We start from the raw sequence: 21,687 nt of genomic DNA on the forward strand, positions 1-21,687 counted from the left end.
CATGGAGGATGAGCATGCGCCACCTGCTTCTGATCGTATCGCTGTTACCGGGTCTGGCCGCAGCGGAGATTTATCGCTGGACGGACGAGCAAGGCCGCGTGCACTTTGGCCAGCGCCCGGCTGCCGGTGCCGAGGTGATCGAGGTCAGGCCGCAGGTGATCGAGCGCGATGCTGATACCCGTGAGCGGGAGGTGCGCAGCCAGCGTTTCTATCAGGCCCGTGAACAGGAGCGGCAACGGGCCGCCGAGCAGGCCGCGCAGCAGCGCGAACAGCGTGCCAGTGAATGCCGCGAGTTGCGTCAGCGCATGGCGCAGTTACCGGAGGGCTATTCCTACTATCGGGAGGAGGCCAACGGCGAGCGTATTTACTATAGTGATGATGAGCTCGACACCGCTCGTCGCCAGATACGCGAGCGCATCGCCGAGCGGTGCTCCTGAGACTGGTAGTGTGATGGCTCGAAGGCGCATACTCGGAAACCTTTGTAGCGATATGCCATCATGCCTAGCCAGCGTCGAATCGAGCGGCATCAGCTGCCTTACTACCTGAAGGTCTTCAACCGCATCACGGACAAGCCGATGGGGTCGATCGGCAATGTCTCCCTCGATGGGTTGATGCTGATCAGTCAGATACCCCTGCTGGTGGGCGTGCAGTTCGACATGCAACTGAAGATTCCCTCTGCGCACGGCCTGCGCCTGATCAACCTGTCCGGCAAATGCCAGTGGTGCCGTGAGGATGTCACGCCAGGCTCCTATGACTCGGGCTTCTCCTTGTTCCCCCCGCCTCAAGACTACCTCGAGATGATCGAGGCGCTGCGCTATTACTTCAGTTTCCATTCGCTGTCGGCCTCGGCCTGACGCCTCAGTGCAGGGCTGGCGCCCTGTCGAGACTGCGCAGGCGCTGGCTCAGTTGCAGGCGCATGCCTTCCTCTTCGCATAGCAACAGGGCGTGCTGCAGGTCGTAACGTTCTCCCTGCGGGCATTCCAGTTGCTGGTAGATGGTGGCTCGGGCCAGATGATCGAGCAGGTTCGGTGGGCCGAGCTGCAACACCCGCTCGGCATCCTTGAGCGCCGCCAGATGGTCGTCCTGCTGCACGTGTAGCTGGCGCAGGTTGCGTGACAGGCGCAGCAGCATGGTGCGCGCATCCGCCGCTTGCAGGTGGGCGGCCCCCAGTTCTTCCTGCGGCCCCAGATGATGCACGAGCAGCTCGCGGCAGTCGCGGGTATACAGGCGACGGCCGCCGCAGGGATCGAGCAGGTGATCGGCGCCTGGAACCCGTAGCAGGAAATGACCGGGGAAGTTCACGCCTTGCAGGGGAATGTCCAGGCGTCTGGCCAGTTCCAGTGCAATCAGTGCCAGGCTCAGGGGTTGGCCACGGCGCCAGCGCAGGACTTCGTGCAGCAAGGCATGGCGCGGTCGCGTCGGGCCTTCATCGTCCTGGTGATAATCCAGCTCGCTGAGGCGGCGCAGCAAGGGTTGCGCGAGTTCGCGCAGTGGCAGACTGGGCAGGCCGGCGGCCACCTGCACCTGCAGACCATGCAGGTCAGCCAGCACCTGGGGTGGCTGTGCGTGCGGATCATGTTCGGCAGCAATCCACAGAGCCGCCTCGAACAGGGCCGGTGGATCTCGCTCCAGACACAGCAGACAGGCTTGACGTGGGCTCATCGCACGATCTCCGCTTCCTCCCTGGTTTGTAGCGTTTTGTCGTTCGGGCGTCCAGTTTTCGCGTGTCACGGGACTGGGGATTGGCTGTTGGGAGTCGATCTATCCGCGAAGGGGAGCGGCCTTGAGGCTCGATTGATCGCGCATGAATTGGCGCCTACAACAGAACAGGCATGGCTGCTCAATCGATGCCGAACTCACCTTGGTAGCACACCGGGGAGCTGGGTTCACCGGTACGTTGCAGTTCGTCTTCGAGGTACTCGGCCAGCACGCGGGCATTGTTGTGGGCCTCGTCGCGGGCCGCGTAGAGCAACGTGAGGGTGCCGGTCGTCGCGCTGTGCAGCAGGGCCTGCCAGTGTTGCGGTTGCGCATCGAGTTGTTGCCGATAGGCCAGGCGGAAGGCCTGGAAATCGCCGTCCCGGTGAAAGGCGCGGCGCAGTTCGTCGCTGGGCGCCACTTCCGCCACCCAGGCATCCAGTTGCGCGGCCTCTTTGCTGATGCCGCGCGGCCAGAGGCGGTCGACCAGCACGCGCTGGCCGTCATCGGCGGCTGCGGCGAGGTAGATGCGTTTGCACTGGACCATGCTCGTCTCCCTTGGTAGGACGGACGGCCCGAGCATAGCCCATCTACACAAAGGCCCCGCAAGTGCGGGGCCTGAGGGTCATTCGGCGTTGTCGTTCAGTTCGTCGAGTGCGTCGGGCTGATTCTTGAAGGCCTTGGCGAACACGTCGCGGTTCTTGGCCATGAAGATACCCAGTTCCTCACCCTGTTGCTCGTTCAGCGAAGGAACCGCCTTGTGCAGTACCTCGGTCAGCCGTTCGGCCAGTTCGAGCATCTTGTCATAACGGTCGGCTTCGGCTTTATCCATGAACAAGCGCTCCGGATCGCGACTGCTGCGGTACACCACTTCGACGGCCATTCATCACCTCGTCTGCCTTCATGCGTGTCAATATTGGCTGTTTATTTATACAGTATTCGAGAGCATAAAGAACTCGCCGCCATTTTGCCAGCAGCGAGTGTATCGGTGTTCAGCGATTCGCAATTATGGGGGCTGAACTCTGGCGCACCCTGGGATTTTTCTTGGTTCATCACATTTTCAGGGGGAGTGCCTGATTGACACCGGACTGGCAAGTTTGTGTTGTTTTCGGTATTCAAGCGTTTAGCTGATGTCTCCCGTTTCGCCCCCCGGCGACCTTCTTTTGTCAAACGCCACAAAAGAAGGCAAAAAGGCTTGGCCCCGCCATCCGAGCTAGGCGCCCCCGCCCTGCTGCGCCGGGGTTCGTTCATTCCATCGTTGCTCCGAGGGCACGCTGCGAAGGGCCATCCCTGGCCCATCGCAGCTCTCGCGGCATCCATGCCGCTCAACCCTCTACGTAACGATTCCACTCACCCTCCTGAAGGGGCCATTCGCGCGCCTGAGCGGACAGGTGTGCCAGGTTAGTCCTGCGTGCTCTGGCGGCTGTGAAGTCGCGATGTGGCCATCGAGTTAAACCAAAACTTTCATTCGCGAAGTTTCAACTTGCCGGCTTGCAGCCGGCATCCCGGTCAGCTCTAGGGCTGACCCATGTCCAAGCGCTCCGCACTAATTCTGGGTTACCGCAGGTTCAGGCGCGTGCAGAGCCCGCCCAGGAGGGCGAACGGAATCGTCGTGGAAGAGGTTGAGCGACATGGATGTCGCGAAAGCCGCGATGGGCCAGGGATGGCCCACCGTGGCGGGCCTCTGGAGCGGCGATGGAGTGAGCGAACCCTGGCGAAGCCAGGGCCGGATGATCGGGCGGAGGGTTTGGTTACTTTGCCCGCAAAGTGACTCGCCCGGGAGGGCGAAACCAAGAACATCAGCAAAAACGCGGCAATTCGGAACAGACGCCTGAAAAACCAAGACCGGGGGTTTTGACGAGAGGGGCGAACTGGGCTGGTGTATAGGTCTTGTATAATCCGCGTCGCGCCGTGGGAGCCGCGCTCGGAGTCGGCGTAATCCTTGCATTCCCCATAGGCGCAACTATAGTCAGTGCGCCATGAAAGGACTCCGCAATGCACAAGGCAAGAGATGTTTATGCTTGATTCGATCGGTCGCGTAGAACGCAAATTGCTGGCCTTGGTCGCGCTGTTCTACCTCAGTCTGATGCTACTGATCGGAGCCATCTGGGGCAGCCAGACCAGTTTCTCCAGTGGACGTGATGTACAAGAGTTGTATCGATCTCTTTATCGTCTGAGCCTGCTGCTGCCCAGCTTGCAAGAGGCCGAGCTCGATCAGCGCGGCTATCTGCTTACGGGCAAGGCGCGGTATCTCGAGCCTTATGCCTTGTCCGTGGAAAGATTCGATGAGCAGCTACGTGGCTTGCTGGATACCCCCACCATGCAGGCGCACGAGGCTGAGTTGCAAGCCATTGCCGAGCTCGGCCGCTTCAAGCGCGATGAAATGGCGCTGACCCTCGATCTGTACCGTGAGCAGGGCCGGGCAGCGGCCATGGAGCAGTTTTCGGACGAGCGTGGCGAGCGTTACATGGGCGAGATGCGTACACGTATCGCCAGCATCGAGCGTGCTGTGGCGATTGCCCTGAAGGCGCACAAGGCCGATATCGAATGGCGTTCGATGCTGGCGCTCTGGGGTGGTGGGGGTGGGGCACTGCTCATGCTCGGGCTGCTCACGCTGTTGTTCGTCGATCTGCGTCGCGATCTGCGAGAGCGTGGCGAGTTGCTCGAACGCATGGCGTTCGAGTCGCAACATGACAGCCTGACTCACCTGCTCAATCGGCGTGCCTTCAATGACACCCTGGATCAGGCCCTGGCCCTGGCGCGCCGTGGTGAACGTTCCGTGGCGCTGCTCTATCTGGATCTCGATGGCTTCAAGACCATCAACGACAAGCTCGGCCATGCGCTGGGCGATGCCGTTCTCAAATCCGTGGCGGCGCGCTGGAAGACCGTGGTGCGTGAAGGTGAAGTGTTGGCACGCCTGGGGGGCGATGAATTCGCCGTGATCGCCGCAGGCGATACCGATGCTGTCGAGCACCTGGCCCAGCGCCTGATCGCTGCACTCGATGGGCCCTTGTTGGTGCAACAGCCCGACGTTCGTGTCGGCGTCAGTGTCGGGCTTGCCCGCTGTGCCGAGCATGGCGAGGATCGCCGCCGCCTGGTGGCCTCGGCCGATATGGCCATGTACCGCGCCAAGAAGGCCGGCAAGCACTGTTATGCCTGGCCCGAGGAGCGTCCTTCGGTGCTCGCGGTGGTGTGAGGCGCATGCTGCTGTGGCGTTTCGTCACATCCCTGCCTCATCCTGGAACTGGTGTCATTCCTGCGTGGGCAGCCTTGGCTGCCTGCGCGCGGCGGGGCGAGCTGCAAGCGTGCTTCGCATGGCGCGGGGCAGGCCTTCATTTGGATCTTGGGAGAAGTTGTCGATGAATTGGGCGGAACGTCTGCGTGAAGGGCTGCATGGCCTGGCCGAGTCGCTGGGCAACCTGTTGATGGAGGCCTTCCACTATCTGGCGTTGTTCGCCATCGGTGCGATAACGGCCTGGGCGGGTGTGATGGCCTTTCTGGGCATGCTGGAAAAAGGCCATATCACCATCGATGACATCCTGTTGCTGTTCATCTACCTGGAGTTGGCGGCCATGGTGGGGATCTACTTCAAGACCAACCACATGCCGATCCGCTTCATGATCTACGTGGCGATCACCGCGCTGACCCGTTTGCTGATTTCCGATATTTCCCATACCCACAAGCCGAGCTGGGGGGTGGTGATGGTGTCGGGCGCGATTCTGCTGCTGGCGCTGGCGATTCTGGTGGTGCGCTATGCGTCATCACGTTTTCCCGCCGTGGCTGCGCCCAACCCGCGTAGCAAACCGCGTAACCGTGAAGATGCCGAGGCCGAGCGGGACGACGCCGCGGAGTGAGTGGGCCGCCTCGCCACTGTCCCTTACTGCAGAGGGGCGAAGAGGGCGGCCAGATCCTGCTCGTCCAACTGCCACTGACCCTGGCCGCCGCCTTCGAGCACGCCGCGCGCCAGGCTGGCCTTGCTCTGCTGGAGCTGCTGGATCTTTTCCTCGACGCTGCCGCGGGCGATCAGCTTGTAGACGAACACCGGTTTGTCCTGGCCGATGCGGTAGGCGCGGTCGCTGGCCTGGGCCTCGGCCGCCGGGTTCCACCAGGGGTCGAAATGGATCACGGTATCGGCGGCAGTCAGGTTGAGGCCACTGCCGCCAGCCTTGAGGCTGATCAGGAACACTGGGAACTCGCCGGCCTGGAAGCGCTGCACCGGGGTGCGTCGATCCTGGGTACTGCCGGTGAGTTTGGCGTAGGCGATGTCACGGCTGCGCAGTTCGGCTTCGATCAACGCCAGCATTGAGGTGAACTGGGAGAACAGCAGCACGCGCCGACCTCCGGCCACCAGTTCCTCGAGCATCTCCAGCAGGGCGCTGAGCTTGCCCGAGTCGCTGGCCTGCAGGGTCTCGCCTGCATCGCCCAGCAGGCGCAGGTCGCAGCAGCTCTGGCGCAGGCGCAGCAGTGCTTCGAGGATGACGATATGACTGCGCGCCAGACCCTGGCGGGCGATTTCATCGCGCACCTTCTTGTCCATGGCCAGGCGCAGGGTTTCGTAGCGGTCACGCTGTAGCTGGGTCATCTCGACCCATTGCACGATTTCGGTCTTCGGCGGCAGTTCGCTGGCCACCTGCTCCTTGGTGCGGCGCAGCAGGAAGGGGCGGATACGGCCAGTCAGGTGGGCCAGGCGCTGAGCGTCACCGCGTTTCTCGATGGGGCTGCGGTAGTTGCGATTGAAGGCCTTGGCATCGCCGAGCCAGCCGGGCATGAGGAAGTGAAACAGCGACCATAGCTCGCCCAGATGGTTTTCCAGCGGCGTGCCGGTCAGGCACAGGCGCAGCTCGGCATTGACCTGGCCGGCGGCACTGGCCGCCTTGCTGCGCGGGTTCTTGATGTTCTGCGCCTCGTCGAGGATCAGCAGACGGTAGTGTTGCTTGTTGAGGGCCTTGAGGTCGCGCGGTAGCAGGGCGTAGGTGGTGAGGATCAGATCATGCTCGGCGATCTGCTCGAACAGCGCCTTGCGCTTGGCGCCATGCAGGGCCAGCACGCGCAGGCTCGGGGCGAAGCGTGCGGCCTCGTCCTGCCAGTTGGGAATCAGGCTGGTGGGCATGACGATCAGCGCCGGCTTGTCCAGGCGCCCGGCCTGTTTCTCGCTGAGGATATGGGCGAGGGTCTGCAGGGTCTTTCCCAGGCCCATGTCGTCGGCCAGTACGCCGCCGACCTGCAGTTCGGCCAGGGTCTGCATCCAGTCCAGGCCCTGCAACTGGTAGGGGCGCAGGGCAGCGTGCAGTTCGGCTGGGGCCTGGGTGGTGCGGCTGCCGAGTTGCTGTAGGCGCTGGGCGAAACTACGCAGGTTGTTGCCACCTTGCCAGCTCAGCAGATCGTTGTCGCTGAGTGCGCTCAGACGCGCGGCATCGGCGCGCCCCAGGCGCAGCGGCAGGTGATCTTCTTGCGGGTCGCGGAAATACAGCTCGCCCAGGGTCGCCAGCAACGGCTTGAGGCGAGCGAAAGGCAGGGCGACACGCTTGCCGCTCTGCGGCAGGCTGATCAGCAGGCGATCCTCGTCGGTGCGCTGGGCCAGGGCTTCCGGCGCCAGTAGCCAGGGGGTACGACGAATGGCCTGGAGCAGGATCGGCAGCAGGCTGATGCGCTGCCCCTCCACTTCGATGCCCAGTTCCAGGTCGAACCAGGTCTGCTGCGGATCCTGCTCGACTTCGGCGTACCAGTCATCGATCTGCGCCAGGTTGTACTGGAAGTCCGGGCGCATGTGGATCTGCCAGCCTTCGGCACGCAGTCGTGGCAGGTGCTCGTGGACGAAGGCCAGCCAGTCGCGTTCGTGCTCCAGCTCGAAAGGCTCGCCGGCATCGGCCGGCAGTGCCTCGCTCTGCCGCAGTGCCACTTGCAGGCCGAGGTTTTCCAGGCGTTTACGCAGGCTGTTCTCGGCGGCGGCATCACGGATCAGACGCAGATTGGTGGCGGCATCCAGACGCTTGAGCAGATCCTTGGCCGGCTTGCCGAAGACGCGATGCCCGGCATAGTCGAAGGCCAGCGCAGCACGGTGCTGGGTCTGTTCCAGCATGCGTCCCTTGCGAGCGTCGAAATGCACACGCACATGGCTGCCCAGGGTCAGTACGGCGGTCGGCGCGATGCCCTCCAGGCGCTGCTCGGCCACTTCCTTGCTCGGTACGATCAGGTCGCTGAGGTCATGGCCATCACGTTGCCGGGCTTCGAGGGTGAGCAGGGCGGCGACCACATGCTTGCAGTTGAAGCCCACCGGGCAGGTGCAGTGGCCGGTCACGCTCCATTTGCGCCCATAAGGGTGCAGGGTAATGCGTTGCTGATAGCTCTGGCTGCCCGAGCCACGACAATTGGCCAGCAGGCTGTTGTCGCGCAGGCTGAGCAGCTTGCTGCGCTGTTCCTCGGCATAGGCGATGCCGCGTCGCAGGTCGCCGGCACCGAACTCGGAGCGCCAGTCCTCCTGACGCAACTGGTGGATGTCCAGGGGCATCAACTGAGCCCCGTGGCGAAAGGTAATGGGCGCATGACTGGGCCATGTGGCAATGCAAAGCCGCAGATTTTCGCATAGCCGCGCGGTGATTAGCAGGCGCCTTGGCGAGATTGTCGACGCGCAGCCGTGACCACTCGCTCAGAAGCCCGCTTGCGGGCGAGAGAGGCTCAGCCCTGGAAGGCGGCACGGTACTGGCCTGGCGTTGCGCGTAGCGCCAGGCGGAAGCGGTTGCTGAAGTGGCTGGGGCTGGCGAAGCCGCAGGCCATAGCGACTTCGCCCAGTGGCAGGCGCGAGTGACGCAGCAGGTGGCAGGCGCGGGCCAGGCGACGGGCCAGCACGTAGCGGTGTGGCGGTAGGCCGAAGCTGGTCTGGAACATCCGCGCGAAATGGTATTCGGACAGCGCGCAGAGGCTTGCCAGCTCGCCCAGCGACAGCGGTTCGGCCAGGTGCTGCTCGATATGTTCGCGCAGACGGCGGCGTTGCACCGGGGCCAGGCCGCCTTTCAGGCGCAGGCCCGGGCGCAGCCCAACCTGGTTCAGCAGGGCGTGGTCGAGCAACTCATGCGCCAGGCTGCTGGTCAGCAGGCGTTCGCCGGGCTCCTGCCAGTCGAGCCGGCATAGCTGGCGAAAGCGCGCCGCCTGCTCGGCATCCTCGAGGAAGGTGGCTTCCTGCAGTTGCAGGCTGCGCGGTTCACGGTCGAGCAAGGTAACCGCGCCGAGGGCGAAGCGCTCCTGCTCCACATAGAGGTGGACGAGCTGGATCTGGCCATTGATGATCCAGGCCGACTCGTGTTCGGCCGGCATGATGCACAGGCGATCCGGGGCACCCTTGTTGCCCGGATGCTCGCGGCGAAAAGTACCGGTGCCTCCGCTCAGGTAGCATGACAGGGTATGATGGCTGGGGGCGAGGTAGTCGCGTACGTCATGGGCGTTGCTCCAGCGCGCCAGGGCCAGACCGTCGCCCAGATGGGCCAGGCCGTGCAGTCGCGCATTGGGCGAGCGACTCATGGTCTGGAATACCTGCAGGTGTTCGAGTTGCGCCATCGAAGTCTCCTTTGCAGGGGATGCTACGCTCACTAGGCCGGCACGCCAGTCCTTCGCGATAAAAAGCGCAAGTCTGTGCAAGTGAATAATTTTTCCTTCGCCGCAACGCGCGATGCCTTGAGTCGGGGTATCTTGGCGGCCACTCGAACAATGACTCCCGGTTGGATGCTGCCCTCGATGAAACCACTGCGCTCGTTCGCTCTTGCCTCTCTGCTCTGCCCCCCCATTCTCGCCCTGGCTGCCCCCTCGCTGGATGACAAGGATGCCTTCATCAACGACCTGATCGGGCGCATGACGCTGGAAGAAAAGGTCGGTCAGTTGCGCCTGATCAGCATTGGCGGCGACATGCCGCGCGAGCGCATCCGTGAGGAAATCGCCGCCGGGCGCATCGGCGCCACCTTCAACTCGGTGATCCGCCCGGAGAACCGGCCCATGCAGGAAGCCGCCATGCGCAGCCGCCTGGGTATTCCGATCTTCTTCGCCTACGACATCATCCATGGTCATCGCACCACCTTCCCCATCGGCCTCGGTCTGGCTTCGAGCTGGGACATTCCGGCCATCGAGAACAGCGCGCGCATCGCCGCCTTCGAGGCCAGCGCCGACAGCCTGGACATGACCTTCGCGCCCACCGTGGATATTTCCCGTGATCCGCGCTGGGGGCGCACTTCCGAGGGCTTCGGCGAGGATCCGTATCTGGTGTCGAAGATCGCCGCCGCCATGGTCAAGGGCTACCAGGGCGACGATCTGAGTTCGCCCCAGCACATCATGGCCAGCGTCAAGCACTTCGCTCTGTACGGCGCGGTGGAGGGGGGGCGTGACTACAACGTGGTGGACATGAGCCCGATGCGCATGTACCAGGACTACCTGCCGCCCTACCACGCGGCTATCGAGGCCGGTGCCGGCGGGGTGATGGTGGCGCTCAATGCCATCAATGGCGTGCCGGCTTCGGCCAATACCTGGCTGCTGCGTGACCTGCTGCGCCGCGATTGGGGCTTCAAGGGCGTGGCGCTGAGCGATCACGGTGCCATCACTGAGCTGATTCGCCACGGTGTTGCTTCAGATGGCCGCGAAGCTGCGCGCCTGGCCATCACCGCAGGCGTTGGCATGAGCATGGCCGACACCCTGTACGATCAGGAACTGCCGGGTCTGGTGCGCGACGGCGTGGTGCCGCAGGCGGTGCTCGACGAGGCCGTCAGCCACGTGCTGAGCACCAAGTACGAACTCGGCCTGTTCCATGATCCTTTCCGCCGCATCGGCCGCGCCGAGGACGATCCGGCCGACGTCAATGCCGAAAGCCGCCTGCACCGTGCCGATGCTCGTGCCATGGCGCGCGATTCCCTGGTATTGCTGGAAAACCATGGTGACACCCTGCCGCTGAACAGGAACGCCACCGTTGCCCTGATCGGCCCGCTGGCCGACTCGCCGGTGGACATGCTTGGTAGCTGGTCGGCGGTCGGCGTGGCCGAGCAGGCGGTGACCCTGCGCAAGGGTATGGAGACGGCCCTCAAAGGCCACGGCAAGCTGCTCTATGCCGTCGGTGCCAACGTCACCGATGACGCCCATGTGATCAACTACCTCAACCAGCTCAACTGGGATCGCCCGGAAGTGGTGCTGGACAAGCGCACGCCGCAGGAAATGCTCGAAGAGGCCGTGCGCGTCGCGACTCAGGCCGACGTCATCGTCGCTGCCGTGGGCGAGGCGCGTGGGATGTCGCACGAGTCCTCCAGCCGTACTCGCCTGGATCTGCCCGACAGTCAGCAGGCCCTGCTGCGTGCCCTCAAGGCCACCGGCAAACCCCTGGTGCTGGTGCTGATGAACGGCCGGCCACTGGCGCTCGGCTGGGAGAAGGAAAACGCCGACGCCATGCTGGAAACCTGGTACAGCGGCATCGAAGGCGGCAACGCCATCGCCGATGTGCTGTTCGGCGACCACAACCCGTCGGGCAAGCTGCCGATCACCTTCCCGCGTTCGGTGGGGCAGATTCCCACCTATTACAACCATCTGCGTCTGGGCCGCCCTTACACTCCCGGCACGCCGGGCAACTACACCTCGCAGTATTTCGAGGAGCCCAACGGCCCGCTGTATCCGTTCGGCTACGGTTTGAGTTACAGCGACTTCCAGCTTTCGGCACCGAAGCTGTCCGCCGAGCGCATGGGGCCTGACGAAAAGATTCGTGTCAGCGTGACCCTGAAAAACGCTGGAAGCCGCGCCGGTGCTACGGTCGTGCAGCTCTATCTGCGTGACGAGGCCGCTTCGGTGATCCGTCCGGTTAAGGAACTCAAGGATTTTCGCAGGGTCAAGCTTGAGGCAGGCGAGGCGCGTGAGCTGAGTTTCGACATCGACGAACCCATGCTGCGTTTCTACGATGCCAGCCTGCGCCATGTCAGCGAGCCAGGTGCTTTCCGTGTTCAGCTTGGCCTGGATTCGGAGACCGTGCAGGAGGCCCGTTTCGAGCTATTGCCGCGCCGTTGAGGGGGCGGCTCAAGGAGGCGAAAAATATACCTGTGTGAGCCCCTGTGCTGGGCATCGCGATCTGGTAATAATGCGCAGAAAAAACGTGCATGCTATTGGCCAGCATTCGTCTGTGTCAGCATGCCGTTTCTGCGTTTTCCCTTGCACCATTTTCGCCCAACTTTGATCCCCGTGCAGCGGCAACCCGTGGGGTGCTCGCTGCGCGTCAATCCGTATGCCTTGGAGGCTGTGTGTCAATGAGTCGTCGTTCTGCAACCCGTCTGGGCAAGACCGGCCGGTTGATTCTGAGTACTTTGCCCTTGTTGTTTGCCGCACACGCATGGGCTTTCGACCTGGATGATGTGGCCGTCAAGGCCAAGGCGCTCGCCGCAGAACGCTACAGTGCCCCGCAAAGTCGGCTGCCTGCTGCTTTGCGCGAATTGCCTTTCGCCGATTACCAAAAAGTCCGCTTCCGTGAGGATCATGCACACTGGAGAGATGGCAAGACGCCCTTCCAGCTGTATTTCTTCCATCAGGGCATGCACTTCGACGTGCCGGTGAAAATCAACGAGGTGACCGCCACGGGCACCCATGAAATCAAGTACTCGCCGGAGATGTTCGATTTCTCCGACCTCAAGCTCAACCCGGACGACCTCAAGGATCTGGGCTTTGCCGGCTTCAAGGTCGTTCACCCCCTGAACGAGGCGGGCAAGCAGGACGAGGTGATGAGCGTGCTTGGCGCCAGCTATTTCCGCATCGTCGGCAAGGGCCAGGTCTATGGCCTGTCCGCCCGCGGCCTGGCCATCGACACCGCACTGCCGTCCGGCGAGGAGTTCCCGCGCTTCACCGAGTTCTGGATCGAGAAGCCGCAGCCTGACCGTGGCACCCTGCTGTTTTACGCTCTGCTGGATTCGCCGCGTGCCACCGGCGCCTACCGCATGGAAATCGACCCGGGCCGCGATAGCGTGCTCGACGTGCAGGCCAAGGTCTATCTGCGCGAGCCGGTGGAAAAACTCGGTATCGCGCCGCTGACCAGCATGTACCTGTTCGGCGCCAACCAGCCCTGGCCGCGTCCCAACTACCGCCCCGAGCTGCACGACTCCGATGGCCTGGCCATCCATGCCGGCAACGGTGAGTGGCTGTGGCGCCCGCTGAACAACCCCAAGCGCCTCAATGTCAGCAGCTACCGTATCGACAATCCTCGTGGTTTTGGTCTGATGCAGCGTGGCCGCAGCTTCGCCCAGTATCAGGATCTCGACGACCGCTACGAGCTGCGTCCCAGCGGCTGGGTGGAAACCGTGGGGGACTGGGGCCCGGGCCAGGTCGAGCTGGTGGAAATTCCCACGCCCGATGAAACCAACGACAACATCGTCGCGCTGTGGCGCCCGGATCAGCAGCCGGCCCCCGGTGAGGCGCTGGACGTGCACTACCGCCTGCATTTCAGTCGCGACGATGCCAAGCTGCATGATCCCAAGCTGGCCATGGTCACCCAGACCCGTCTGTCCGAGGGCGACGTGAAACAGGCCAACCTGATCCGTCAGCCCGATGGCAGCACCGCCCTGGTGGTGGACTTCGCCGGCCCGGTACTGGCTGAACGCAAGCCCGATGCGCCCATCGAGCCGCAGATCAGCGTCGACGGCAACGCCGATATCGTGGAGAAGAATCTGCGTTACAACCCGGTGAGCAAGGGTTGGCGCCTGACGCTGCGGGTCAAGGTCAAGGATCCGGCGCAGCCGGTGGAAATGCGTGCTGCCCTGATCGAGGACGGCAAGCCCCTGTCGGAAACCTGGAGCTATCAGCTACCTGCCCATGAATAAGTCCCCCGATGCCACGTTGATCCAGGAGTACCTGGAAGAACTGCCCCTGGACCAGGCTCAGCAACAGGAACTGGAGCGCCGCCTTGAGGAGGGCGGCGATCTGGCCGAGCTGCACCATGCCCTGCAGGCCCCTGAAGCCGCCTCGCCGGTGGTGGAGGAGGAAACCCGGGAACTGCTCGAGTCGGTTCCCGTGCGCCTGTCCATGGCCTGGCCGGACGCCATGGAGCGTGGCTGCCGCCTGGTGCAGGATCACCAGGGGCGGCCGACCATCGAGTCGACCCCGCCGATCAAGCGCACCCGCATGGTGCCCGAGCCCTGGCAGACCAACATCCTCGAGCGCGGCTGGTGGCGCCTGAAGAGCGGCCAGCATACGCCACGCCCGCGTACCCGCGAGTCGGAGGACTTCAGTGAGGAGCACTGGCGTCATGTGGCCGCAGTGCGCCGTGCCGCCCTGATGGTGCTGATGATCGTGCAGACGGTGGTTGCCACCTGGTACATGAAATCGGTGCTGCCTTATCAGGGCTGGTCGCTGGTGGATCTGCGCCTGGTGTTCGAGCAGCCCTGGCTGGAGTCGGCGCGGCAGATCCTGCCTTACGTGGTGCAGACCAGCATCCTGGCGCTGTTCGCGTTGCTGTTCTGCTGGGTGTCGATGGGCTTCTGGACAGCCTTGATGGGGTTCTTCCAGTTGCTCAAGGGGCGTGATCGCTACAGCATTTCCGCCACCTCCTGCGGCGATGAGCCAATTTCGCCCAAGGCCCGTACCGCGTTGGTCATGCCCATTGCCAACGAGCACGTGCCACGCGTGTTCGCCGGCCTGCGCGCGACATTCGAGTCGCTCAAGGCCACCGGCCAGCTCGAGCACTTCGACTTCTTCGTCCTCAGCGACAGCAACGACCCGGACATCTGTGTGGCCGAGCAACAGGCCTGGATGGAGCTGTGCCGTGAGGTGGAAGGCTTCGGCCATATCTTCTACCGCCGTCGCCGGCGCCGGGTGAAGCGCAAGAGCGGCAACATCGATGACTTCTGCCGGCGCTGGGGCAGCAACTACCGCTACATGGTGGTGCTCGACGCCGACAGCGTGATGAGTGGCGAATGCCTGACCCGCCTGGTGCGCCTGATGGAGGCCAACCCCGGTGCCGGGATCATCCAGACCGCGCCGAAGGCTTCGGGCATGGACACCCTCTATGCCCGGTTGCAGCAGTTCGCCACGCGCGTCTACGGCCCGCTGTTCACCGCCGGCCTCAACTTCTGGCAGCTCGGTGAGTCGCACTACTGGGGCCACAACGCGATCATCCGGGTCAAACCCTTCATCGAGCACTGTGCTCTGGCGCCGTTGCCGGGCAAGGGGGCGTTTGCCGGGGCCATCCTCTCCCACGACTTCGTCGAGGCTGCGCTGATGCGCCGTGCCGGCTGGGGCGTGTGGATCGCCTACGACCTGCCTGGCAGCTACGAAGAACTGCCGCCGAACCTGCTCGACGAGCTCAAGCGCGACCGGCGCTGGTGCCATGGCAACCTGATGAACTTCCGCCTGTTCCTGGTGCGCGGCATGCACGCGGTGCACCGCGTGGTATTCCTCACCGGCGTCATGTCCTACCTCTCGGCACCGCTGTGGTTGCTGTTTCTGGTGCTGTCCACCTGCCTGCTGGCGATCCATACGCTGATGGTGCCGGAGTACTTCCTGCAGCCCAACCAGCTCTATCCACTGTGGCCACGCTGGCAACCGCAGGAGGCAGTGGCGCTGTTCTCGGCCACCATGACCCTGCTGTTCCTGCCCAAGCTGCTCAGCGTGCTGCTGATCTGGATTCAGGGCGCCGAAGCCTATGGCGGGCGCATGCGCGTGCTGCTGTCGATGCTGCTGGAGGCCTCCTGCTCGGTGCTCCTGGCGCCGGTGCGCATGCTATTCCACAGTCTGTTCGTCACCGCCGCCTTCCTCGGCTGGTCCGTGCAGTGGAACTCGCCGCAACGGGTGGATGATTCCACGCCCTGGAGCGAAGCGTTTCGCCGGCATGGCTCGCAGGTGCTCATCGGCCTCGGCTGGACGGCGCTGGTCGCCTGGCTGAACCCCGACTTCCTCTGGTGGCTGGCGCCCATCGTCGTGTCGCTGATCCTCTCGCCAGTGGTGTCGGTGCTCACCAGCCGTACCGCGCCCGGTCTGGCAGCGCGGCGCGGCAAGCTGTTCCTCATCCCGGAGGAGCACGAGGTGCCGCGTGAGCTGAGCAACACCGCTGAATACGAGCGCCTGAACAGCGCGCGGGCGCTGCGCAAGGGCTTCGTCCGGGCGGTGGTCGACCCGCTGTACAACGCCCTGGTCTGCGCCATGGCCCGTGCCCGCCATGCCAAGGTGGTTCCGGCCGCCGAAGCGCTACGCGACGAGCGCATCGAGGAAATCCTTGCCGCCGGCCCCGAAGGCCGTGTCGAAGCGACGCGCTGGCGTCTGCTCAACGACCCCGACGGCATGGCCCGCCTGCACGCCCGTATCTGGCAGGAGCCGCAGCACCATGCCTGGCGCGAGGCCCGCGAAGCGTTGCGCGAAAGCTGATGGCCCACGAGCCCTTGCCGATATCGGCAAGGGCTCGACATACCCGCTAACACCTGAACCCCCTGTTAATGCCAGCAGCACGGGCACTATGATCTGTGCATCGGGTCTTTTGCACGACCAGGGCTCGTTGGCCTGGCAGCGATTTCGTCGATGACATTGAAGAGGAACCACGATGTCGAATCTGCATGATTGCGCGCAGCGCTATGGCACCGTCACCCGTCTGCTGCACTGGAGCATGGCTGTCCTGCTTGGCTGGCAGTTCGTGACCGTGCTGGCACATGTGCTCTTGCCGGACAGTGCGCTGGACTCCTTCGCCTGGAGCACGCATAAGGCAACCGGGCTGCTGCTGATGATTCTGGTGGTGATTCGCCTGGGGTGGGCGTTCTACAGTCGCAACCGGCGGCCGACAGCGGTCAGTAGCCTGGCGCGGCTCGGCCACCTGACGCTCTATGGCCTGCTGTTCGTGATTCCCTTTATCGCGTTGCTTCGTCAGTACGGCTCTGGCCGCGAGTTCGTGGCCTTCGGCATGACCCTCATGCCGGGCTTCAGCGACGGCAAGATCGAATGGATGATCGCGCCGGCCAGCCTGCTTCACGGCAACCTCGGCTGGCTGCTGCTGGCACTTATCATCGGCCATGTGGCGATGGCGTTCATCCATCGTCACCAGGGCGGCGAAGACGTGCTGGCACGCATGATCGGGAAATGATCCTGCTCGTCTATGGCGAATGTCTTACACGTCATGACGGTAAGCGCCACTTCTGCCATCCCGGTGAGATCTCTAATCTACACACATCCCCTGCAGCGATGGATCGCTGAGGATCACGGAAGATGACCAGGCCAAGATGGCTACCGACAGGATGTTGGATGGTTGGGAAGAAACCCGCTTCGGCGGGTTTTTTGTTGCCTGCCGTTTTTGCCACCATGTATGGCGGCAAATGTGCGGGCCGCCCCATGGCACGCTGCGTGTCAGCCTTCAGTCCTGATCCGGTTGTTGCAAGCACCACCAGCGGGGGCGGCTGGAAACGTAGGAATGGTATTGCGGCGCCAGTGCTTTGCGTTTGTGGGAGTCGAAGACGCCCACGGCAATGGCCAGCGTCGGTTCGTCGTCGATGGCGCCGATGGTGCTGCCGCACACCGGGCAGAACGCCCGGCTCGACCACTCCGACGAGCGCCAGGTGGCCGGTGCTCCACCTGGGCCGATCCACTCGACCTGGTCGGCGGCGAACTCGACCCAGCTCTGGGTCAACGCCCCGGAGTGGCGCTGGCACATCCGGCATGAGCAGGTGTGCGGCCGCAGCGCCTGGCCTTTGGCGGCGAAGCGGATGTTTCCGCACAGGCAGCCGCCTTCGTGAATCTTCATGGTTGCCATGGCAATGCCTCCTTAATCCTGGCCGGGCTTCGTACCGCGAGTGAAGCACAGTCGCTCGGCGGGTGCGATCACCTGCCGCTGCGCAGAAAGCTGCCCAGGGCCAGCAGCGGCAGTGCGGCGGCCAGCAAGGCCGTGCCTTGCCAGCCGAAGCGCTCGTAGATCGGGCTGGCCAGTGCCGAGCCGATGGCGCCGCCAATGAAGATGCTGGTCATGTACAGCGCATTGAGGCGGGCGCGGCTCTGCGGCTCCAAGGCGTAGATGGTGCGCTGGCCCAGCACCATGCTCATCTGCACGGCGAAATCCAACACGATGGCGGTAGCGACCAGGCCGATCCAGCCCAGCCCATGGTTGAGTAGATTGGGGGCGAAGGCCAGCGGGGCCAGGATCAGTGCCACCAGGCTGGCGCGCCAGGTATGGCCGGCATCGGCCAGGCGCCCGGCAATGGGCGCCGCAACTGCGCCGATGGCACCGGCGAGGGCGAACAGGGCGATGTCCTGTTGGCTCAGGCCCAGATGACGCGCCAACTCCAGCGGCGCCGCCGTCCAGAACAGGCTGAAACTGGCGAACATCATGGCCTGGTAGAGCGCGCGGCGGCGCAATGTGGGATAGCGGTGCAGCAGGTGCGCCAGCGAAGCCAGCAATTGCCCGTAGCTGGCGCGATGGCTGGGGACATGGCGTGGAATGGTAGTGGCGATCACCAGGGTGATCAGCAGCATCAGGGCAGCCGCCATCAGGTATACCGCACGCCAGCCGAACTCACCGGCCACCAGGCTGGCCAAGGGGCGAGCCAGCAGGATGCCCAGCAACAGGCCGCTCATGATATTGCCCACCACGCGGCCACGGCTGGCCTCCGGTGCCAGGTTGGCGGCCAGGGGAATCAGCATCTGCACCGAAACCGAACTCAAACCGATCAGCAGTGCCAGACCGAGGAACAGATCCGGCTGCTTCGCGAAGGCCGCTGCAAGCAGGCAGAGCAGGGCGGCGGCAGTGGTGATCAGCATCAGCCGGCGGCTTTCCAGCAGATCCGCCAGCGGCACCAGAAACAGTAGACCCAGGGCATAGCCGATCTGCGTCAGTGAGACGATCAGGCTGGCGCGCTCGGCGCTCAGGCCGACATCCGGAGCGATCAGCTCGATGATCGGCTGGGCATAGTAGAGGTTGGCGACTATGGCACCACAGCACAGGGCGAACAGCAGCACCAGGGCTTGTGGCAGGGATGGAGATTCGTGGGTGAGCGAGGAACTCTGGCTGGTCATGCTGGTATCTCGGCGAAAGGGAAGGCAGGCGCAAGGTTAGGGATGTGGCGCCAGGCGGAGAATCCACTCGTCCAGCAACAGTGCGTTGCGCAGTGCGCAAAGACTTTCAGCCTTGCAGCAACGCCTGGAGGAATTCACTGAAGGCGGCGATGCGTTTCGAGCCCCGATGATTGGGCAGATACAGTAGATGAATGGCACCGTCGTGGGGCCCAGGGGCCACTTCATGTTCTGGTAGTAGGCGCTGCAGCTTGCCGCTTTCCACATCCTCACGCACTAGCCAGTCCGCCAGCAGTGCGACCCCCTGGCCGGCCAGGGCAGCCTGGCGCAGGATATCGGCGTTGTTGCTGTGTAGGCGCCCTGTGATGGGCACCTGTAGCGTCGTGCCGTTCTGCTCGAAGCGCCAGTAACGGGTCGCTCTGCCATAGTCGAACTGCAGACAGGTGTGTGCCTGGAGTGCATCCGGATGGGCGATGGGTGAGGTGCGAGCGAGATATTGTGGGCTTGCCACCAGCCAGCGCCGGAAACTGCCGACGCGCTGGCTGACCACGTCGTCGCTGACGATGGAAGAACCCAGGCGCAGGGCCAGGTCGATACGTTCGCCGAGCAGGTCGACCACTTCATCGGTGACCCGCAGGGTCAGTTCCAGTTGTGGGTGGCGGGTGAGCAACTCGCCCAGGTGCGGAGCGACGATGCGTCGGGCGAACTCCACCGGCATGCTCACCGCGAGGTGGCCACGCACTTCTTCACCCTTGTCGGCCACGGCGGCATCGGCTTCGTCCAGCGCATCGAGGATGGCCAGGGCGCGCTCGAAATAGTCCCGTCCGGCCTCGCTGACGCTGACCTGGCGCGTGTTGCGGTTGAGCAGCACGCAGCCCAGCTCCTGCTCCAGGGCGTTGACCGTGCGGGTCACCGAGGAAGTGGCCAGCCCCAGTTGCCGCGCCGCAGCGGAAAAGCCACCGCAGCGGACGGTGGCGACGAAGGTGCGCAGAGCCAGCAGTTTGTCCATGGAAAATCCCGAAGTGCCGATCAGTCCGCAGCTTGCGCGATTGCCCGGCTGGCTGCCAAGCATTGCGTAACGCCCTGAGCCTTGCGCGTGTACCACAGCACCCGACTCACGCCACGGGTGATGGCCACGTAGGCCAGGCGCCTGGCTTCGTCCTGCATGGCCTGGTCGTAGCTCTGGCGGAAAAAGCCGCACTGGGCATAGAGCGCGTTGCGCAGCGGGTGTTTATCCACCGGTAGGCAGTCATCGAGGATGATCGCCACCTCGGCCTGCAGGCCCTTGGCGCGGTGGATGGTCAGGGTTCTGACCGGCAGTGTCTTGTCCAGTTGCGCGCGCACCTGCTGCAAGGGTTCGTTGCGCCGGCTGAGCAGTAGCACGGCGGTGCGATCCGCGTTGCGACGCTGGCTGACGTGCTGGCACTGCGCGGTGATTTCCTTCAATAGTGCCGGCAGTCCGCTGGCCAGGTCGAAGCGCAGGATCAGCTTCACACCATGATCGCCCGGTTGCATGGCCCTGGCCGCGATGCAGGTCTTGCCCTGTTTGGTCTGAACACCTGCCAGTACCTTTTCGCCGTCGCGGATTACTGGCTCGATGCTGCGGTAGTTGGTGCTCAGCAGCAGGGTGGTGCTCTTGCCGCGTCCACGGCTGGGGAAGTGCCGGTCGAAGTCGATGAACAGCTCCGGCGAGCTGCCACGCCAGCCGTAGATCGACTGCCAGTCATCGCCAATGGCCATCAGGCTGATGCGCTCGCCCGCGCGGTGCAGGCGGCGGTGCACGGCCTGCAGCCACAGCACGATCTGCGGCGAGATGTCCTGGAACTCGTCGATCAGCAGGTGGCTCAGGGCGAGCAGGGCCGGGCCAGGCTTGCCGTTGTCGGTGCTCAATCCTTCGCTCAGTTGCGCGAAGGCACCGTTGAAGCACATCAACCCCTGGCTGTGCAGCAGGTTAGTGAAGTGCTGGTGGAAGCGTTGCATGGCTTCGATGACGTCGTGTTCGCGCGCGGTGCAGTTTAGGGTCTTCACGTCCAGGCGATCGAGACGAATGCCCAGGCTCTCGGCGAAATCGATCTGCCCGTGCAGCAGCTCGAACAATGGCAGGGCGGCGAATTCGCCGGGCAGTTTGCAGGTATCCAGCGGCGCTTTGGCTTTGCCCTTGGGAGGCTCCTCGGGAGCGGGCAGCTCGAGCAGGCGGTGAGTCAGGGCACGAAAGCGCGCATCACCGGCGTAGGCATGCTGGTAAGCCTGCTTGAGCAGGCGCTGCTGCGCAGGGCGCAGGCGCCCACCAGCTAACGGGTTGTCCGGTTCGTCGCTGGGGTCGTCCAGTTGCTCGAACCAGCGCGGGTTGTCCAGGCGCTCCTTGGCCAGCGTCGCCATGGCCGCGTGGAAAGTGCGCACGCACTGGCGCGCGTCGTGCGGGTAGTGCCAGAAGTCGAGCAGGCGTTGCAGGCGTTCGCGCAGTTCGTTGCAGGAGGCGTTGGTGAAGGAGATCACTGTCAGGCGCTGTGGCTCGACCTCCAGGTGGCAGAGCAGGAACACCACACGCAGTACCAGAGTGCTCGACTTGCCCGAGCCGGCGCCGGCGAAGATGCGCGCCAGCGGGGCGCGGCAAAGAATCATCGCCCACTGCTCGTCCGATGGTGCACCGATCAGCCCGGCGCTCACCGCCTGGGCCACGCGCTCGCGCATGGCCTGCACCTGCGCCTCTTCGATCTTCAGCCGGGTGCTGGGGTAGATGCCGGCGGGGCCGGGTTTGCCGCCGGTGGCCTTGCTGCCGCTTTTCTTGTTGGCGGTAGATTTCTTCTTGCTCTGCTTGCGCACGGGCTTGCGTGGCTGCGCGGCCTCGCGCTCGGCGCGCAGGTAGGCGGTGGTGCGGGGGAAATAGCGGGCGAGGGTGGTGGACAACAATTGTTTGTAGCGCGCGACGGCAGAAAGCATGCGGTGAAGATGACCTGGCTGACGAAATCCGCATGATAAAGCTTCGCGCGCGATGGCAGGCAGTGATGGCGC

The 21,687-nt window shown here is 64.0% G+C and carries 17 protein-coding genes; 8 read left to right on the forward strand and 9 right to left on the reverse strand.

What is annotated here, in order from left to right; translation table 11 throughout:
• Nucleotides 1-14: 14 nt before the first annotated feature.
• Entirely contained in the window at nucleotides 15-437 is a 423-nt protein-coding gene (locus OU800_RS07525; protein ID WP_268182506.1) for a DUF4124 domain-containing protein, read from the forward strand.
• Nucleotides 438-497: 60 nt separating this feature from the next.
• On the forward strand, nucleotides 498-854 hold the full coding sequence (locus tag OU800_RS07530; protein ID WP_268182508.1) for a PilZ domain-containing protein: 357 nt from the start codon (nucleotides 498-500) through the stop codon (nucleotides 852-854).
• A 4-nt stretch (nucleotides 855-858) separates the two neighbouring features.
• Here OU800_RS07530 and OU800_RS07535 read toward each other — a convergent pair whose 3' ends face one another.
• The 3 genes from OU800_RS07535 to OU800_RS07545 all read right to left on the reverse strand — a co-directional run bounded on the left by OU800_RS07535 (nucleotide 859) and on the right by OU800_RS07545 (nucleotide 2,578).
• Entirely contained in the window at nucleotides 859-1,662 is an 804-nt protein-coding gene (locus OU800_RS07535; protein WP_268182509.1) for a SirB1 family protein, read from the reverse strand.
• A 178-nt stretch (nucleotides 1,663-1,840) separates the two neighbouring features.
• Entirely contained in the window at nucleotides 1,841-2,242 is a 402-nt protein-coding gene (locus tag OU800_RS07540) for a DUF488 domain-containing protein (protein ID WP_268182511.1), read from the reverse strand.
• 78 nt (nucleotides 2,243-2,320) lie between these two features.
• The gene (locus tag OU800_RS07545; RefSeq protein ID WP_268182512.1) at nucleotides 2,321-2,578 is read right to left on the reverse strand and encodes a YebG family protein; all 258 of its coding nucleotides are present in this window, start codon (nucleotides 2,576-2,578) and stop codon (nucleotides 2,321-2,323) included.
• A 1,134-nt stretch (nucleotides 2,579-3,712) separates the two neighbouring features.
• Here OU800_RS07545 and OU800_RS07550 point away from each other — a divergent pair.
• The gene (locus OU800_RS07550) at nucleotides 3,713-4,891 is read left to right on the forward strand and encodes a diguanylate cyclase domain-containing protein (RefSeq protein WP_268182513.1); all 1,179 of its coding nucleotides are present in this window, start codon (nucleotides 3,713-3,715) and stop codon (nucleotides 4,889-4,891) included.
• A 163-nt stretch (nucleotides 4,892-5,054) separates the two neighbouring features.
• Nucleotides 5,055-5,549, forward strand: coding sequence for a phosphate-starvation-inducible protein PsiE (locus OU800_RS07555; RefSeq protein WP_442964739.1), 495 nt, complete (start codon nucleotides 5,055-5,057; stop codon nucleotides 5,547-5,549).
• A 23-nt stretch (nucleotides 5,550-5,572) separates the two neighbouring features.
• Here the strand turns inward: OU800_RS07555 and OU800_RS07560 are convergent, their stop codons facing one another.
• Nucleotides 5,573-8,203, reverse strand: coding sequence for a DEAD/DEAH box helicase (locus tag OU800_RS07560; protein WP_268182517.1), 2,631 nt, complete (start codon nucleotides 8,201-8,203; stop codon nucleotides 5,573-5,575).
• A 167-nt stretch (nucleotides 8,204-8,370) separates the two neighbouring features.
• The gene (locus OU800_RS07565) at nucleotides 8,371-9,246 is read right to left on the reverse strand and encodes an AraC family transcriptional regulator (RefSeq protein ID WP_268182519.1); all 876 of its coding nucleotides are present in this window, start codon (nucleotides 9,244-9,246) and stop codon (nucleotides 8,371-8,373) included.
• A 177-nt stretch (nucleotides 9,247-9,423) separates the two neighbouring features.
• Here OU800_RS07565 and bglX point away from each other — a divergent pair, with 177 nt between their 5' ends.
• From bglX to OU800_RS07585, 4 genes are all read left to right on the forward strand, one after another.
• A complete protein-coding gene (gene bglX, locus OU800_RS07570) occupies nucleotides 9,424-11,718 on the forward strand; it encodes a beta-glucosidase BglX (protein WP_268182522.1) in 2,295 nt (764 codons plus the stop codon).
• Nucleotides 11,719-11,954: 236 nt separating this feature from the next.
• Nucleotides 11,955-13,514, forward strand: coding sequence for a glucan biosynthesis protein G (locus tag OU800_RS07575; RefSeq protein WP_268182524.1), 1,560 nt, complete (start codon nucleotides 11,955-11,957; stop codon nucleotides 13,512-13,514).
• A complete protein-coding gene (gene mdoH, locus OU800_RS07580) occupies nucleotides 13,507-16,053 on the forward strand; it encodes a glucans biosynthesis glucosyltransferase MdoH (RefSeq protein WP_268182526.1) in 2,547 nt (848 codons plus the stop codon). The genes OU800_RS07575 and mdoH overlap by 8 nt, the downstream gene beginning before the upstream one ends.
• Before the next feature lie 172 nt (nucleotides 16,054-16,225).
• The gene (locus OU800_RS07585; protein ID WP_268182528.1) at nucleotides 16,226-16,759 is read left to right on the forward strand and encodes a cytochrome b; all 534 of its coding nucleotides are present in this window, start codon (nucleotides 16,226-16,228) and stop codon (nucleotides 16,757-16,759) included.
• Between the two features lie 267 nt (nucleotides 16,760-17,026).
• Here the strand turns inward: OU800_RS07585 and OU800_RS07590 are convergent, their stop codons facing one another.
• The 4 genes from OU800_RS07590 to OU800_RS07605 form a co-directional block, all read right to left on the reverse strand.
• Nucleotides 17,027-17,422: a GFA family protein gene (locus OU800_RS07590; protein WP_268182531.1), complete on the reverse strand. Its 396-nt coding sequence runs from the start codon at nucleotides 17,420-17,422 to the stop codon at nucleotides 17,027-17,029.
• Nucleotides 17,423-17,490: 68 nt separating this feature from the next.
• Nucleotides 17,491-18,678, reverse strand: coding sequence for an MFS transporter (locus tag OU800_RS07595; protein ID WP_268182534.1), 1,188 nt, complete (start codon nucleotides 18,676-18,678; stop codon nucleotides 17,491-17,493).
• Between the two features lie 106 nt (nucleotides 18,679-18,784).
• Nucleotides 18,785-19,684 carry a LysR family transcriptional regulator gene (locus tag OU800_RS07600; RefSeq protein ID WP_268182535.1) on the reverse strand — a complete coding sequence of 300 codons (900 nt, stop codon included), beginning with the start codon at nucleotides 19,682-19,684 and terminating at the stop codon, nucleotides 18,785-18,787.
• Between the two features lie 20 nt (nucleotides 19,685-19,704).
• Nucleotides 19,705-21,615, reverse strand: a complete 1,911-nt coding sequence (locus OU800_RS07605) for a DEAD/DEAH box helicase (protein WP_268182537.1) — start codon at nucleotides 21,613-21,615, stop codon at nucleotides 19,705-19,707.
• Nucleotides 21,616-21,687: the final 72 nt, after the last annotated feature.

Source organism: Pseudomonas sp. GOM7 (genome assembly GCF_026723825.1).
In the GTDB taxonomy this organism is placed as follows: domain Bacteria; phylum Pseudomonadota; class Gammaproteobacteria; order Pseudomonadales; family Pseudomonadaceae; genus Aquipseudomonas.

Bases quoted from the DNA above. Each gene is read 5' to 3' on its own strand.
- OU800_RS07540 (WP_268182511.1), bottom strand. From the start codon at position 2,242: ATGGTCCAGTGCAAACGCATCTACCTCGCCGCAGCCGCCGATGACGGC.
- mdoH (WP_268182526.1), top strand. From the start codon at position 13,507: ATGAATAAGTCCCCCGATGCCACGTTGATCCAGGAGTACCTGGAAGAA.
- OU800_RS07525 (WP_268182506.1), top strand. From the start codon at position 15: ATGCGCCACCTGCTTCTGATCGTATCGCTGTTACCGGGTCTGGCCGCA.
- OU800_RS07535 (WP_268182509.1), bottom strand. From the start codon at position 1,662: ATGAGCCCACGTCAAGCCTGTCTGCTGTGTCTGGAGCGAGATCCACCG.
- OU800_RS07595 (WP_268182534.1), bottom strand. From the start codon at position 18,678: ATGACCAGCCAGAGTTCCTCGCTCACCCACGAATCTCCATCCCTGCCA.
- OU800_RS07575 (WP_268182524.1), top strand. From the start codon at position 11,955: ATGAGTCGTCGTTCTGCAACCCGTCTGGGCAAGACCGGCCGGTTGATT.
- OU800_RS07530 (WP_268182508.1), top strand. From the start codon at position 498: ATGCCTAGCCAGCGTCGAATCGAGCGGCATCAGCTGCCTTACTACCTG.
- OU800_RS07600 (WP_268182535.1), bottom strand. From the start codon at position 19,684: ATGGACAAACTGCTGGCTCTGCGCACCTTCGTCGCCACCGTCCGCTGC.
- OU800_RS07545 (WP_268182512.1), bottom strand. From the start codon at position 2,578: ATGGCCGTCGAAGTGGTGTACCGCAGCAGTCGCGATCCGGAGCGCTTG.
- OU800_RS07585 (WP_268182528.1), top strand. From the start codon at position 16,226: ATGTCGAATCTGCATGATTGCGCGCAGCGCTATGGCACCGTCACCCGT.
- OU800_RS07565 (WP_268182519.1), bottom strand. From the start codon at position 9,246: ATGGCGCAACTCGAACACCTGCAGGTATTCCAGACCATGAGTCGCTCG.
- OU800_RS07555 (WP_442964739.1), top strand. From the start codon at position 5,055: ATGAATTGGGCGGAACGTCTGCGTGAAGGGCTGCATGGCCTGGCCGAG.
- OU800_RS07590 (WP_268182531.1), bottom strand. From the start codon at position 17,422: ATGGCAACCATGAAGATTCACGAAGGCGGCTGCCTGTGCGGAAACATC.
- bglX (WP_268182522.1), top strand. From the start codon at position 9,424: ATGAAACCACTGCGCTCGTTCGCTCTTGCCTCTCTGCTCTGCCCCCCC.
- OU800_RS07550 (WP_268182513.1), top strand. From the start codon at position 3,713: ATGCTTGATTCGATCGGTCGCGTAGAACGCAAATTGCTGGCCTTGGTC.
- OU800_RS07560 (WP_268182517.1), bottom strand. From the start codon at position 8,203: ATGCCCCTGGACATCCACCAGTTGCGTCAGGAGGACTGGCGCTCCGAG.
- OU800_RS07605 (WP_268182537.1), bottom strand. From the start codon at position 21,615: ATGCTTTCTGCCGTCGCGCGCTACAAACAATTGTTGTCCACCACCCTC.